14 protein-coding genes and 1 pseudogene are annotated in these 13,394 nt (G+C 42.8%); 5 read left to right on the forward strand and 10 right to left on the reverse strand.

Annotated features, from left to right (window positions below; translation table 11 throughout):
- Positions 1–41: 41 nt before the first annotated feature.
- Positions 42–815, reverse strand: a complete 774-nt coding sequence (locus C5471_RS10890) for a Fic family protein (RefSeq protein ID WP_133814460.1) — start codon at positions 813–815, stop codon at positions 42–44.
- Positions 816–1,006: 191 nt separating this feature from the next.
- Positions 1,007–1,744, reverse strand: coding sequence for a class I SAM-dependent DNA methyltransferase (locus C5471_RS10895; RefSeq protein ID WP_133814461.1), 738 nt, complete (start codon positions 1,742–1,744; stop codon positions 1,007–1,009).
- A 202-nt stretch (positions 1,745–1,946) separates the two neighbouring features.
- Between C5471_RS10895 and C5471_RS10900 the strand changes: the two are divergent.
- A pseudogene (locus tag C5471_RS10900) lies at positions 1,947–2,114 on the forward strand (DUF4277 domain-containing protein); the annotation flags it as partial.
- A gap of 240 nt (positions 2,115–2,354) precedes the next feature.
- Here the strand turns inward: C5471_RS10900 and C5471_RS10905 are convergent.
- The 4 genes from C5471_RS10905 to C5471_RS10920 all read right to left on the reverse strand — a co-directional run bounded on the left by C5471_RS10905 (position 2,355) and on the right by C5471_RS10920 (position 6,056).
- A complete protein-coding gene (locus tag C5471_RS10905) occupies positions 2,355–2,654 on the reverse strand; it encodes a HigA family addiction module antitoxin (RefSeq protein WP_133814462.1) in 300 nt (99 codons plus the stop codon).
- Positions 2,654–2,932: a type II toxin-antitoxin system RelE/ParE family toxin gene (locus C5471_RS10910; RefSeq protein WP_133814463.1), complete on the reverse strand. Its 279-nt coding sequence runs from the start codon at positions 2,930–2,932 to the stop codon at positions 2,654–2,656. The genes C5471_RS10905 and C5471_RS10910 overlap by 1 nt, the downstream gene beginning before the upstream one ends.
- 172 nt (positions 2,933–3,104) lie before the next feature.
- Positions 3,105–4,319 (reverse strand): sodium/glutamate symporter, encoded by a 1,215-nt coding sequence (gene gltS / locus C5471_RS10915; RefSeq protein WP_133814464.1) that lies wholly within the window; start codon positions 4,317–4,319, stop codon positions 3,105–3,107.
- Positions 4,320–4,550: 231 nt separating this feature from the next.
- The gene (locus tag C5471_RS10920) at positions 4,551–6,056 is read right to left on the reverse strand and encodes a 4-hydroxyphenylacetate 3-hydroxylase family protein (protein ID WP_387466146.1); all 1,506 of its coding nucleotides are present in this window, start codon (positions 6,054–6,056) and stop codon (positions 4,551–4,553) included.
- 545 nt (positions 6,057–6,601) lie between these two features.
- Here C5471_RS10920 and C5471_RS10925 point away from each other — a divergent pair.
- Positions 6,602–8,311 (forward strand): AsmA family protein, encoded by a 1,710-nt coding sequence (locus C5471_RS10925; protein ID WP_242688661.1) that lies wholly within the window; start codon positions 6,602–6,604, stop codon positions 8,309–8,311.
- An 85-nt stretch (positions 8,312–8,396) separates the two neighbouring features.
- Here C5471_RS10925 and C5471_RS10930 read toward each other — a convergent pair whose 3' ends face one another.
- From C5471_RS10930 to yihX, 4 genes are all read right to left on the reverse strand, one after another.
- Positions 8,397–8,636, reverse strand: a complete 240-nt coding sequence (locus tag C5471_RS10930) for a hypothetical protein (protein ID WP_133814466.1) — start codon at positions 8,634–8,636, stop codon at positions 8,397–8,399.
- Positions 8,633–9,550, reverse strand: a complete 918-nt coding sequence (gene fabY, locus C5471_RS10935; protein ID WP_133814467.1) for a fatty acid biosynthesis protein FabY — start codon at positions 9,548–9,550, stop codon at positions 8,633–8,635. Before fabY ends, C5471_RS10930 begins: the two co-directional genes overlap by 4 nt.
- A 73-nt stretch (positions 9,551–9,623) precedes the next feature.
- The gene (dtd, locus tag C5471_RS10940) at positions 9,624–10,061 is read right to left on the reverse strand and encodes a D-aminoacyl-tRNA deacylase (RefSeq protein ID WP_133814468.1); all 438 of its coding nucleotides are present in this window, start codon (positions 10,059–10,061) and stop codon (positions 9,624–9,626) included.
- Between the two features lie 63 nt (positions 10,062–10,124).
- Positions 10,125–10,730 (reverse strand): glucose-1-phosphatase, encoded by a 606-nt coding sequence (gene yihX / locus C5471_RS10945; RefSeq protein WP_133814469.1) that lies wholly within the window; start codon positions 10,728–10,730, stop codon positions 10,125–10,127.
- Positions 10,731–10,885: 155 nt separating this feature from the next.
- On the opposite strand from yihX, the gene C5471_RS10950 reads away from it, so the two are divergent.
- The 3 genes from C5471_RS10950 to vapC all read left to right on the forward strand — a co-directional run bounded on the left by C5471_RS10950 (position 10,886) and on the right by vapC (position 13,288).
- Complete coding sequence (locus C5471_RS10950; RefSeq protein ID WP_133814470.1) at positions 10,886–12,340, forward strand: carbon starvation CstA family protein; 1,455 nt, start codon at positions 10,886–10,888, stop codon at positions 12,338–12,340.
- A 313-nt stretch (positions 12,341–12,653) separates the two neighbouring features.
- Complete coding sequence (gene vapB / locus C5471_RS10955; RefSeq protein WP_133814471.1) at positions 12,654–12,887, forward strand: type II toxin-antitoxin system VapB family antitoxin; 234 nt, start codon at positions 12,654–12,656, stop codon at positions 12,885–12,887.
- A complete protein-coding gene (gene vapC / locus C5471_RS10960) occupies positions 12,887–13,288 on the forward strand; it encodes a type II toxin-antitoxin system tRNA(fMet)-specific endonuclease VapC (protein ID WP_133814472.1) in 402 nt (133 codons plus the stop codon). Before vapB ends, vapC begins: the two co-directional genes overlap by 1 nt.
- Positions 13,289–13,394: the final 106 nt, after the last annotated feature.

The raw sequence follows: 13,394 nt of genomic DNA on the forward strand, positions 1-13,394 counted from the left end.
CATATCGGGACGAATCCCAAACAGGCCAGGCGCAGTGATCGCTAATTTCGTGTATTCACCGCACGAATTTGCTCTGCTTCCGGGTGACAATCCACAAGGAACGCCATCATCTCAGAAGCATCTTTGCTCAAGTAGAAGCGCACCATCTTTTCGTTGAACTCATGTAGTTTTGCCGCAGGTACACTGATTGCATCGATGCCATTTGACATCAAAATACCGTTCATCATGAAACGGGAAGTACGTTTATTACCGTCAAAGAAGAATTGCTGTAGCGCACCGAAAAGGAAGAATGCAGCCCCTTTTTCAAAAGGCTGACACTCATCCAATGCAGCCATACCGGCTTGAAAAATGCGGTTCAATTCTGGCGCGCCGGGTACAGTAGGTAACGGAGTATGCCGACCATACTCACCCAAACTGACATCTGGAGTGTAATTCTCCTCTTGCCCTTCTCCACGGAACCGTCCCCATTCCAAGGCTTCGTTGCGGGCAACTATGCGGTGAAGTTCAGTAAATGTAGCTTTGGTCAACTCAAATTGACCTTTTTTCACCATAAATAACAGTCGCCTGGAACTTTCTGCGAGATTCAGTACTTGTTCCTGATCAGAAACTTTCCTGCCACCGACGGTTACACCGTCCAATAATGTCTTCACTTCTGGGAAAGTAAAAGGATTGCCTTCAAGCACGCTGGCATCCCAAACGAATTCTGGCAACATCCGGTGAAAACGGAAACATACCCGTTCAATAGAATGAATCGGAACAATAAGAGGAACAGCAGACCGATCCCAGTGAAATCCCAAAGCGTTGAAAAGCTTCATCGTTGTCTACCTTATTTTACGATTTTGAATACACGGAATGATAAAACAGAAACCATACGAAAAAATATACCCTCTAGAGAGAATAAGAGCAGGCTAAAAATTTTAGCGGGACGAGGGAAATTCAAAAAAATCCCTCGATTTTCATCGGGGGATTTGTGTAGGAAAAACAGAGGATCTCGGGGATTATCTTGTTAAAGCTGACAAACAAGAGCAGTATCAAGGCAATTTCGTTGATAATCATCCCAAAAACCTAGGGGATAATCCTCAATATCGCTTTTTAACAGCATTGGTTTTTGCCAGCTAAATTGTTTGAACCCCGCCTTTTGGATCGCTGTTTGATATTGTTCACGACTCCAACGATACATAGTGAAAGGGCTGGGTGGTGTGGTAAGAAATTCTGCTCTCAGGAGAGTTGTGTCTTTCACGGGCTCTTCACTCAGAATTTTTATACAATAATTTTCATAATTCCCTTTCTCTAATCGATAATCAGGTTCAAAGGTATACGCAATTAGTTTGCCGGAAGGCTTGAGATGAGCGGCAATGACACGGAACATAGTTTCAAGGTCTTCAATAGATTCTGCATGGCAGAATAACCAGGCTGCATTCACTATGTCAAATTCGCCAAATGACTCCATCTTGCAGACATCTCTTACGTGAAATTCGATATCGTCACCGTATTGTTGTGATTTGCTTTTCGCAATTGCTATCATGTTATCTGATATATCGACTCCAATGACTTTTGACGCACCACGATTTTTGTATTCTCGACTAAAGAGACCATATCCACAGGCTAAATCTAACACTGATTTTCCGTGTATATCTCCTGCCAAATTGAAGATAGTTCTGATTTCTACTTGGATATGGTCAGCAGCATCTGAAAAGCTCTCGTAAAGATGTGCAATAGGGTTATATAAAGTGTCATCTTTCATTTTTTTATCCTTAGCTAAAGGCCAAAGTACTTTATTTATCGAAGAGATAGATTATTTAGTATAAATATAACCGTCATTCTGCACCTCATTCCTGATTTAAAAATAGTGTGATCTTTCGCATATTTTGTGGATTTATTGGGTTGATGAGATTGACGGCAGTCTCCAGTTTTAATCTGTTACTTTTATTTGCCGGAAAGTCAATATGTCCACGCCAGCGCCTGTCATTAAACGTCTTGATCATTTGGGTATTATCGCTGCTTTTTGTCATGAAGTTCGGTTGCCTCGCATCATTGATTCCATTATCCCAAAACACTCGGAGCATACCGTCTCTCATGGGGATGCCTTCCTCGCGATGATCCTCAACGGACTGGATAATGATGTGCAGTTTAATGGTTTTAACCTTCGAAGGAACTAACACCGGATGGTGACGGGAATGCAGCCATACCAGAATGCATTGTTGAAAATATTGGGTCAATTATATGAGTCTTTTTATTCCTGAATGGGGTGCGAAATGTCGGATTATTAGAGAAGTTCACTTCATCAGTGAACGACTCCAATATTAATACATATATGTATTAGGTAATAACCCCTGCATATATATGTCTAAATATTAGACATGAGACAAATGGGGTTTAAATAACGGAGTCAATTTAGAAATATCAACCGTCTTTTCTGCTTTATCAAGGCTATAAGATTCTTGCAATTTCAACCACAACCGTGGAGAACTACCAAGTACTTTAGATAACTTTACCGCCATTTCTGGCGTGACTGCCGCTTTACACGACACTAAACGTTGAGCCGTAGACGGAGCAACATTTAATGCCCGCGCAAGATCACGAATTCCCAAGCCTAGCTCTTCCAAAGAATCAGCAATAATTTCGCCTGGATGAGGGGGATTGAACATTTTCATTAGTGATAATCCTCATAGTTAACGATATACGCATCACCGTCGATAAATTCGAATGTAATACGCCAGTTTCCTGAAACAGTAATTGCCCACTGCCCTTTCCTATCTCCCGTCAAAGGATGTAAGTTGTATCCAGGAAAATTGATTTCCCCTACATCCTCTGCATCGTTAATAACAGCAAGTCGTTGGCGGAGTTTGTTTACATGCTGGGGGTTAATTCCAACAGAAACACCTTTTTCAAAAAACTGGCGCAGCCCCTTATGCCTGAAACTCTTTATCATTCCTTACCGCTCCTCGTTGCGCCACAAGGAACAATGTAACAAAGTGTTCGTTACGGAGCAACTCCATGTCAGAGTAAATCACTTCAGGTACATCGTAGATAAGGAACAGGAAAAGCTGAAACACAACAACAATACTGCACCAACTCAATAGCTGGCGCAGTATCTTTCTAACTTACCCCGCCACAGCCGGGAATACTGGCAACAAGAGATAGAGTTTAATCACAATCGCATTAACGATATCGATAAAGAACGCCCCTACCATTGGTACTACCAGAAACGCCACATGAGAGGGACCGAAACGGTCGGTAATCGCCTGCATATTTGCAATGGCAGTCGGTGTCGCCCCCAGGCCAAAACCACAATGACCCGCAGCCAGAACCGCTGCATCATAGTTTTTCCCCATCACACGATAGGTAACAAAAATTGCATACAACGCCATGACAACTGCCTGTATCGCAAGAATGGTTAACATTGGCAATGCCAGAGATGCCATCTGCCACAATTTCAGGCTCATCAACGCCATTGCCAGGAACAACGAAAGACTGACGTTACCCAACACAGAAACCGCCCGGTCAAATACCCGGTAAAAACCTAACGCTGACAAGCTGTTACTGAGGATAACCCCGATAAATAATACACAGACGAATGTCGGTAATTCAAACCATGTACCTTGCATAAGCTCAGACACAAAATTACCTGCCATCAGACAGATAGAGATCAATGCGATAGTTTCCAGCATAACCAGCGGTGTAATCATCCGGCCGGTATAAGGTTTTTCAAACGCCGTCGGCACTTCGGTATCATCTGCCTTCAATCCTGGGGTTTTTGTATTTCTCACCAGGAAACGCGCGACCGGGCCACCAATCAGACCACCCAGCACCAAACCAAACGTCGCACAGGCCATAGCCACTTCTGACGCATTTTCAAAACCATAACGCTCAACGAACAGTTTACCCCAAGCCACGCCAGTACCATGACCACCCGACAGCGTAATAGAACCCGCCAGCAAGCCCATTAATGGATCCAGCCCCAGCAGTCCAGCCAGCACAATACCCACGGTGTTTTGAACCAACAACAAGCCAACAACGATAAAGACAAAAGTGAAAAGTACCTTACCACCCGCTCGCAAGCTGGAAAGATTCGCATTCAGGCCAATAGTGGCAAAGAAAGTTAACATCAAAGGATCTTTAAGAGACAAATCAAAGCTGATTTCCCAACCGGTCGTTTGCTTAAGTATTAAAAGTAGAAGAGCAACTAACAGGCCACCCGCAACAGGTTCAGGAATGGTGTATTTTTCAAGGAATGGGACTGATTGTACAAGTTTACGCCCAAGTAATAGTACTAATGCGGACGCAACGAGCGTGCCATAAACATCAAGATGATACATCTATGTACCCCAGCTATATTGTTAAAGTTATGTAAGTTATTACGACGTTAAACTCATCCTTTAGAAAACGCCAAAAAGCAGGCAACGCTGGATTAGAAAAAAAATCGGCGACAAACACAAGTTAAAACATATAAAAATGTGACCAGGGTGAATCATGTAAGGTAACAGAATTTGTGAGCAAGCTCATCACGCACGTTTATTTCATCATCGTGCGTGATGATGATTTATATTCTAGCGGCTGGAAGGCCAAATAAAATCGTCACCGATCCAACCATCAAGATCGTATTCACTCATACACTGTTCAGCAAAACCCTTACATCTATCCGCCAAGCCAGAGGCTTGGGCAGCCAGTAACACATCTATTCTGACAGTTTCATGGTTGCCGGAATAATTGCGCTCGTATAATTCATGCCTGCCCGCGAATTCCGTCCCGATCGAGTCCCAAATCAGTTTCATGAGCTTGACTCGCTCAACAGCGCTGTAACCATTGGAGCCACGCACGTATTTATCCAGATAGGGAGACAGTTCCGGGTTGGAAAAATCGCTGGCATGAGAGTTAACATAAATCAAGGCACTCCCTAAATCCTGTTCGATAATTTCTTTTACCCGCGGGTAACCCAGCGTCATAAACCAACGATAAGCCATTCCATACTCGTATCGAGGTAATAGAGCATCCTTACCCCAAGGCTCTGGAGATTTAATCATCGCATCACTGAGAGCCCAAAACATATTACGCCATGCCAATACTTCACCAACCCGTGTCTGTACGCCCCGAAAATCCTTCGTACCCGTGACTTCAACACCCTTAATAATTAATCCACAAAGAAAATCAAGTTTAACCGCCAGACGAGTCACGCCATGCAGCATAGCCCGATGAAAATAACCCGATTCAGAAAAAAATAACGAGACTTTATTGACATCTCCATAGATAAATACGTTCTCCCAAGGAACCTTCACTTTATCCATAATAATAATCGTATCGTTCTCATCAAATCGGGAAGAGAGTGGATAATCAAAAGGACTGCCTATTTTATCAGCCGCCAGTGCGTAAGAGGGACGACAAATTAATTTCAGACCTGGCGCATTCATCGGTAAGGTACAAACCAACGCAAATTCCCGTTTCTTTATCGGTAAGCCGTAATGACCAATAAAGTTGTAGTGACTGATCGCCGACCCCGTAGCAACAACTTTCGCGCCGCTGACAATTAATCCATCATCACACTCTTTTTCAACATGAATACAAACATCACCAATTTCATCAGGGGGTAAATGACGATCTACCGGCGGGTTAATAATCGAATGATTCCAGTAAAACACGTTTTCCTGTGAGCGGGCATACCAGTTCTTTGCATTATCAGCAAACTCACCATAAAACTCCGGGTTTACGCCTAGTGAGGTAAGAAATGCGGCCTTATAGTCAGGGCTTCTACCCAACCAACCATAATTCATCCGAGCCCACGCGGCGATAGCATCACGATCAGCAATTAAATCCTGCTGTGAGCGCGGTATACGGAAAAAAGGATGGGTTACACCACAACTACCGGTATCTGTAGCCGTAGTCAGTACGTCACGATGAACGGGATCATGCAAAGCGTCGTAGAGTTTCGCAACAGCGCGGGCTGGATTTTGAAAGGCAGGATGGCGGGCGATATCGTGGATACGTTCACCATAAGCCCAGACTTCCCGGCCATCGTTTAGTCCATCCAGGAACTCCTTTCCAGTAAGTGGACTGGTCATACGGATACTGCTTTCATTCGACAATTTTTGTTTCATGCTTTCTGACATAATAGATTCCTTACGTTATTTATTTGCTGGAAGATGGGTGAAAGTGAACTATGAAGTCTTATTTCAAGAATCAGCCAAACGGAGAAAGGAATAGAGGGAATTACGAAAATATCATTATTCCACTTATAACCATCCATTAACACATTAATTCATCCAGATGTTATTAGCTATATTTCCACACAATAAAATAGAGATTTAATAATTATATTAATCACACAATATAACTATTAACAATTCATACAAGCCCAATAACACCTTAATAAAAAACAACTTAGCATGAGAGCCGAAAGATACAATTAAGTAAAAATTAATATCTGAAAATTATTAAAATTCACAACTAATATAGTTATTTATTGGTATTGTGGTTTTATCGTTCAATTATGCAAGTGTTACAAATAATAATTTCTCCTCGCTCATAATTTTTATTCACCATCTCTTGAGTGAACGCAAAAATTACGGCATAAAAGGAGGTAATAAGCTGATTAAACTGGAGTCTGATGATGAGATGGTTAGGGAAATTGCTGGTTACTCTGTCATTACTGCTAATACTGACAGGAGTCACTCTTTATGTCGTTATTCAGACAAGTTGGGGCGCTCGCGAATTGAGTCAATGGCTCAGTAATAACAGTGATTATCAAGTTCAGATTGGCAATATCGAACATCGCTGGTCACAACCCCGTACCCTGACATTCACCAATATCGCCCTTAGTCATAAACAACTCTCTTTTACCTTAGAAGCTCAGGTTGTGGCATTCGATTTCAGTTGGCAGCAACTCACTTCCCCGCGTCATTTCCACCGTCTGTTATTGCAACAGGGCCAATTAGCGATAAAAGGTCAGCAAAAATCTTTACCTTTTAGCGCCAATATCCTGCAACTCAATCAAATGTCTATTCAGTCAGAAAATGCAGACTGGCCGATCCAAGGGCAAAATATTACCGGCGGGATCACTCCCTGGAACCCTCAATCAGATGGATTGGCAGGGAGTGGGAAATTTCAGTTCAGTGCCGATAAGCTGAACTTAAATGATATTTCTCTTGAAAAGGTGATTATGCAAGGGAATAGCCAACAGAATACACTGATTATCAATTCATTTGGTGCAACATTGGCACACGGTTCGGTATCCGGGAATGGGCAACGTCTACCCGATGGGCGCTGGCAGTGGGATAACTTACTTATCAGTGATATTCGTTGGCAGACTTCAATGACACTTGAAGAATTATGGCTGAAAGCCAGTAAACTACCCGCAGTGAACATTAAAGATCTGAGCCTCACTAATGCCAAACTAGAAGGTAAAAGCTGGTCTGCTAACTATCTGGATGCCTCAGTAAAGAATGTCGGTTTGGTTAACGGGAACTGGCAAGAGAAAGAAGGAATTATTGATTTCAACGTCATGGATACGACGCTAAATGATCTTTATGTCACCGACGCTATTGGTCACCTTCTTCTTGCCGGAAATGAACTCAATATTTCCAATCTTACTGCCCGCTGGGAAAAGGGATTATTCCACATTAAAGCGCAATGGAACCACCAAACAAAACAGTTCAAAATCGCAAATGCAACGGTTGCTGGTTTAACTTATACCTTGCCGCAAAACTGGCATCAGTTACTGAAACAATCATTGCCTGAGTGGATATCCGGCTTTTCCATTAACGGGTTGACAATCAATAACAGCCTGTTGATTGATATCAATCCCGATTTTCCATTCCAGCTTACCGCTCTTAATGGTTATGTTCATAATGTGGAATTACTGAAAGATGGAAGATGGGGGATTTGGAGCGGTTCTTCAAATCTGAGTGCCACCAGCGCAACATTCAACAAAGTTGAATTAAACCGCCCTTACCTTAAATTACACACAGAGGGAAATAAACTCATCCTCGACCAATTAGATGCCTCTGTTGATGATGGGTTACTGAAAATTAAAGGCACAGTAGATCAACAGATACAGAAACCATTCTCTTTAAGTTTTCAGGGCATGGATGCGGATTTAGCTATTTTGCATCAATGGGGCTGGGTTCCGTTGAAATTACAGGGCAAAGGCAATTTCACTCTGCGGGTACAAGGAGATCTTTCTGCTGACGACGTGAGAAGTTCCATCAGTGGCACACTTGAAGCTACTGATAAACAATCAGGCAAAGAAATTCAAACTATCGATAAAGGGCAGATATCTACCATAAACTGTGAAACCTGCTCAATTACTAAGCTATAGCCGTGTAAACAACCAATCACACCAAATAGCCCAAAAATTGGGCTATTTGGGATGAGATCACAGTTTAAATAGTTTTGAGCATATTTTATTTAAAAATTTCATCCCAAAATTCATCTACAGTACCTACACTTGTACCACCACCACTTTCCAGCTCACGGATCGCCGCCTGCGTTGTGGCATTAGGAATGTGGCGTTCCTTTGTTACTCTGGTTAATACCAAGCGGACAAAACTAGACATATCCAAATTGTTATCCTGAACAGCTCTCGCTACCGCATTTAAGACCAAAACGAAAATATCCTGTTCCTGCAACGTGCTTCTTATCAAGCTATCGCCGTGTAAGCATTTGGCAGTACCATATAGGTGCCGGTAAACACGGCACCTAGCCCATGATCACCGCTAACAGTCACTTCCAACTTCACTCTCGCTTTACTGCCCTGAGCAAGGCGAGCCAAATCGCCGCTCATATTTTTAAGATCCGCAACAGATTTTGGCCTGCCAATAACAGGCTTTTTGTAACGGATATCAGCATCAGCCAGAATAATATCACCCCCCAATTGGCGTTCTTGTAACAACAACCAAATCAACCCCCAACCGGTCAGCGTTGCCAGTGAGAACAGGCTACCCGCAAAGAGAGTTTGGTGAGGATTTTGATTCCCTGCTTCCGGCATCGTGGTAATAAAACTCTGGCCGGTATATTGAGAGATCCGTACCCCCATTTTTTCACTGAGGGGAATATGTCTGTACCAGGCTTTTTGCAGTTCATTGCACCAATCCGGCCGGTGAAGAATATCATCAAGTGTCGCAACAGGTTTGATCATCAGAAAATGGCGAATCGGGGTTGTCTGCGGGCTAGTAATTGGCCCGCGATTTTCGAACCCCAGTTTACTGAAAAAATCTACCGCGTATTCACGGGCACTGCATACCACCCGTTTAACCCCTTCCTGACGAGCAACGGACTCCAGAGCCATTGCGATCAGTTTTCCTAGCCCTTTGCCTTGCACATGAGGATGTACTGCCAGAAAGCGGATGGCCCCTTCGCTATCTGCGTTGATATACAAACGCCCTACCGCCACCGGGTTACCTTTCTCATCCACCACCATCTGGTGGTGAGCCATGGTGTCATAACCATCTTTCTCAGAGCCTACAGGCTGATGCAGTGGCTTACGCAACATCTCCCAACGAAATCGATAATATGCTTCCAGTTCTTGTTCTGTTTCAGGTACTCGCAGATGATACATAGAAACTGCCCCTTTCTTTTGATAATGATGTGTAATCGGGGGTAATTGTGCTTTAACTGGCTGCTTTTCGTGGCTATACCTGCAACCAGAAAGTGACTGGCCCATCGTTTGTCAGACTGACTTTCATATCGGCAGCAAACCGCCCGATTTCTGTTTTTACACCACTTTGGCGACATCGTTCAACAAAATAGCGATATAACTCATCAGCCTTATCCGGACTTGCGCCACCAGAAAAACCAGGGCGCATTCCCTTTTGAGTATCAGCAGCCAACGTAAACTGGGAAACAACCAATAAACTGCCACCAACCTGTTGGACATTCAGATTCATTTTATCCTGCTCATCACTGAATATCCGATACCCTATCACTTTCTCACATAACCGTTTTGCCTTTTGTTGATCATCTTCTTTTTCAACGCCCAACAATACCAGCAGACCAAGACCAATTGCCCCGACCATTTCGTTCTCAACAACAACATTTGCCTGTGTTACCCGCTGGATTAACGCAATCATATTTTTCCTTACCGGAGATGAGCATCAACGCACTATCTCCGATTCTCCATTCAATGACTAATTCTATTCAGAAAAACCGATTGTTTTGAAATAATCCGGCACTGTCTGCCGGTCAATGACATGAATACTATTGATTCCTGATACACTGGCCGCCTCCACATTTTCCAGCACATCATCAAAAAATACCGCCTGATCCGGTGAGAAACCTTCTGCTTCAAGAACATATTTGAAAATATCAGGTTCAGGTTTACGCATTGCCAAATCTTGGGACAGGTAGAGGTAATCAGCCGATGCCGCAATTTCTGGGTAATGATGCGGCCAGTAATCCAGGTGCAGACGGTTTGTGTTGGATAGCACCACAACCCGATGCCCTGCTTCACGTAATTTATTCATTATCTGAATGATTTCAGGCCGAATATCAATAAAAATAGCGTGCCATCCGACAGTAAACTGCTCAAAACTGAGTGAAATATTCATTTCCTGGCATAACGTATCAGCGAATTCCAGATCAGTAATTTGACCACGCTCATGTTTTTCAAACGTTTCTCCCATTGAGAAACTTTTAGTCAATGTCGCAAGAGGTGTGCCGCTCAAATTACTCCAGACAGCTAAAACTCTTTTAAAATCAATATCAATAATCACATTACCCATATCGAAGATATATAGCATGACCACCTCCTGGTTAATTAATAACTTTTTACTTTAATCGTATTTTTAATTAGAAAACAGTACGAAAAAGTAAAAAGCGAATTACTTCACGGTATTTTTCTTATGAAACGATAAAGTAGCCTCCAGATCAAAAAAATAGAGTAAGGTGTTATTTTATGTTGTGGTTTCTCCTTTGTATTGGGCTTCTTCTGGCTGGATATTTCATATACGGCAAAATTGTCGAAAAGATATTCACCATTCGACCGGAAAGAAAAACCCCCGCGATTTCGATGGCAGATGGTGTTGACTATGTTGCGATGTCCACACCAAAAGTTTGGTTAATTCAGTTACTTAATATTGCCGGTGTTGGTCCTATTTTTGGCCCGATTCTTGGTGCTCTCTATGGTCCACTTGCTATGCTGTGGATTGTATTCGGCTGTATTTTTGCTGGCGCAGTACACGATTATTTCTCGGGTATGCTCAGTGTTCGTGCACGGGGAGCGTCAGTACCCGTCATCGTCGGTAATGAGCTGGGCAAGGCCATGAAACATTTCATGAATATCTTTGCTGTCATTCTGCTGATGCTGGTTGGTGTGGTATTTGTGCTGAGTCCGGCAGGCTTACTGAACAACTTACTAAAAGAGGCTATAGGCTGGGATAGCGTTGCCATCTGGGTTGGCGTTATCTTTGCTTACTATATTCTCGCGACACTGGTCCCGATTGATAAAATCATCGGTCGTCTCTATCCACTATTTGGTGCGTTGTTGCTGTTTATGTCTGTTGCGCTAATGGTTGGTTTGGCTATGAGCGATAAGCCTTTCTACTCACAAGGATTGGATTTCACCACTAATTTTCACCCGAAAGACCTGCCTGTTTGGCCGCTGTTGTTCGTCACGATTGCCTGTGGCGCGATTTCTGGTTTCCACGCGACTCAGTCCCCGCTGATGGCGCGTTGTATGCAGAATGAGAAAAATGGCCGCTTTGTGTTCTATGGTACAATGATTGGTGAAGGTATTATCGCGCTGATCTGGTGTACGCTGGGTCTGAGCTTCTATGAAGACACTAACGCACTACAGGCGGTGATTGATCAGGGTACTGTCTCTCTGGTGGTTCATGAAGTTTCCACTTCGCTGCTGGGCACGGTTGGCGGTATTCTGGCCATCCTGGGTGTAGTGATCCTGCCAATTACTTCCGGCGATACGGCATTCCGTTCTGCCCGCCTTATCATTGCTGAATTTCTGAATATTTCTCAGCAAGAAATGACCAAGCGTCTGTTATTAAGTGTGCCCATGTTTATTGTCGGTTATCTGATTACCAAAACCGATTTTAATATTATCTGGCGCTACTTCGGTTGGGCGAACCAAACCACAGCAATGGTTATGTTGTGGGCTGCATCAGCATGGCTGCTGCGCCGCGATAAATTCCACTGGATCACCACCCTGCCGGCCATGTTTATGACCGCAGTATGCTTCACCTATCTAGCATTCGCGCCAGAAGGTTTTGCCCTGGATTGGAATATCTCTGTCATTATCGGCCTGGCGGCAATGGTGATTGTAACGATTGTCTTCTTTGCGAAAGTCCGCTCTAAATCAGCTTCTGATAATACAGAAGCCGAAGCATTAAATGAGTAAAAACTAAAGAAAACATTAAATATCAATAACAGCCCCTCACGGTAAAACATCGAGGGGTTTTTATTCCCGTTATCAAGTATTCGCCACAAGGTATAAATGGCCCAAGTCGATTAAAAGCCAACCACCACTCGTATTTCAGCCTTCTCAAGAGAAAAATACTATCTATCAGCTACTCATAGCTCTCGAAGGGAATTGATGCTAAAGGAATTTTTTACCAAGAAGAATTTACCACCATTTTATGCAATATAGCATTGCTATATACATAAATCAGATTATAATTATTTTAATTCAATATGACTGAGGTAATAAAAATATGTACTCAAGTAAAGTTTTCATAAGCAACCGCACACAAAATGTCAGGATACCCGCTGATGTTAGATTCCCTGATAATGTTAAAAACGTTACGGTCAGAGCAATCGGTAAAGAAAGAATCATTTCCCCGATAGAAAATGTCTGGGATAGTTTCTTCATGAGTGATGAACGCCCAACCGATGATTTCCTACCTGAAAGGGCATCTCAACACCAGTCAGAACGTGAGGCGTTTTAATGTTTAAGTATATGTTAGACACTAATATCGCTATCTATGTCATTAAACGTCGCCCTGTTGAGGTATTAGAAAAATTTAATATCAATGCAGGACGTATGGTTGTGTCAAATATTACACTTGCCGAACTGATCCACGGAGCAGAAAAAAGCGTTTTTCCTGAAAAAAATTTAAAAACTGTTGAAGATTTTATATCCCGCCTCACAGTAGTCACTTACGATGAAAAGGCGGCTTATCACTACGGCGCTATTCGTGCAAGCCTTGAGAAGAAAGGCAATCCAATAGGTATTAATGACTTACATATTGCAAGCCACGCCAGAAGTTCAGGACTCATTGTAGTCACTAACAATGAAAAGGAATTCAACCGCGTAGATGGGTTAATTGTAGAAAATTGGATAAATTGAGCCGTTTAAATACAACACCATCAATAATGATAATAAATGGGAAAACCTTAAAGCAGGGATGCAATTCACCTCCCATAATCATTGCCTGCTTAACTATTAAATAAAA

Source organism: Photorhabdus tasmaniensis (assembly GCF_011189505.1).
Classification (GTDB): domain Bacteria; phylum Pseudomonadota; class Gammaproteobacteria; order Enterobacterales; family Enterobacteriaceae; genus Photorhabdus; species Photorhabdus tasmaniensis.

Bases quoted from the DNA above. Each gene is read 5' to 3' on its own strand.
- vapB (WP_133814471.1), top strand. From the start codon at position 12,654: ATGTACTCAAGTAAAGTTTTCATAAGCAACCGCACACAAAATGTCAGG.
- C5471_RS10890 (WP_133814460.1), bottom strand. From the start codon at position 815: ATGAAGCTTTTCAACGCTTTGGGATTTCACTGGGATCGGTCTGCTGTT.
- C5471_RS10910 (WP_133814463.1), bottom strand. From the start codon at position 2,932: ATGATAAAGAGTTTCAGGCATAAGGGGCTGCGCCAGTTTTTTGAAAAA.
- yihX (WP_133814469.1), bottom strand. From the start codon at position 10,730: ATGCTATATATCTTCGATATGGGTAATGTGATTATTGATATTGATTTT.
- fabY (WP_133814467.1), bottom strand. From the start codon at position 9,550: ATGTATCATCTGCGAGTACCTGAAACAGAACAAGAACTGGAAGCATAT.
- C5471_RS10920 (WP_387466146.1), bottom strand. From the start codon at position 6,056: ATGACCAGTCCACTTACTGGAAAGGAGTTCCTGGATGGACTAAACGAT.
- C5471_RS10895 (WP_133814461.1), bottom strand. From the start codon at position 1,744: ATGAAAGATGACACTTTATATAACCCTATTGCACATCTTTACGAGAGC.
- vapC (WP_133814472.1), top strand. From the start codon at position 12,887: ATGTTTAAGTATATGTTAGACACTAATATCGCTATCTATGTCATTAAA.
- dtd (WP_133814468.1), bottom strand. From the start codon at position 10,061: ATGATTGCGTTAATCCAGCGGGTAACACAGGCAAATGTTGTTGTTGAG.
- C5471_RS10905 (WP_133814462.1), bottom strand. From the start codon at position 2,654: ATGAAAATGTTCAATCCCCCTCATCCAGGCGAAATTATTGCTGATTCT.
- C5471_RS10925 (WP_242688661.1), top strand. From the start codon at position 6,602: ATGATGAGATGGTTAGGGAAATTGCTGGTTACTCTGTCATTACTGCTA.
- gltS (WP_133814464.1), bottom strand. From the start codon at position 4,319: ATGTATCATCTTGATGTTTATGGCACGCTCGTTGCGTCCGCATTAGTA.
- C5471_RS10950 (WP_133814470.1), top strand. From the start codon at position 10,886: ATGTTGTGGTTTCTCCTTTGTATTGGGCTTCTTCTGGCTGGATATTTC.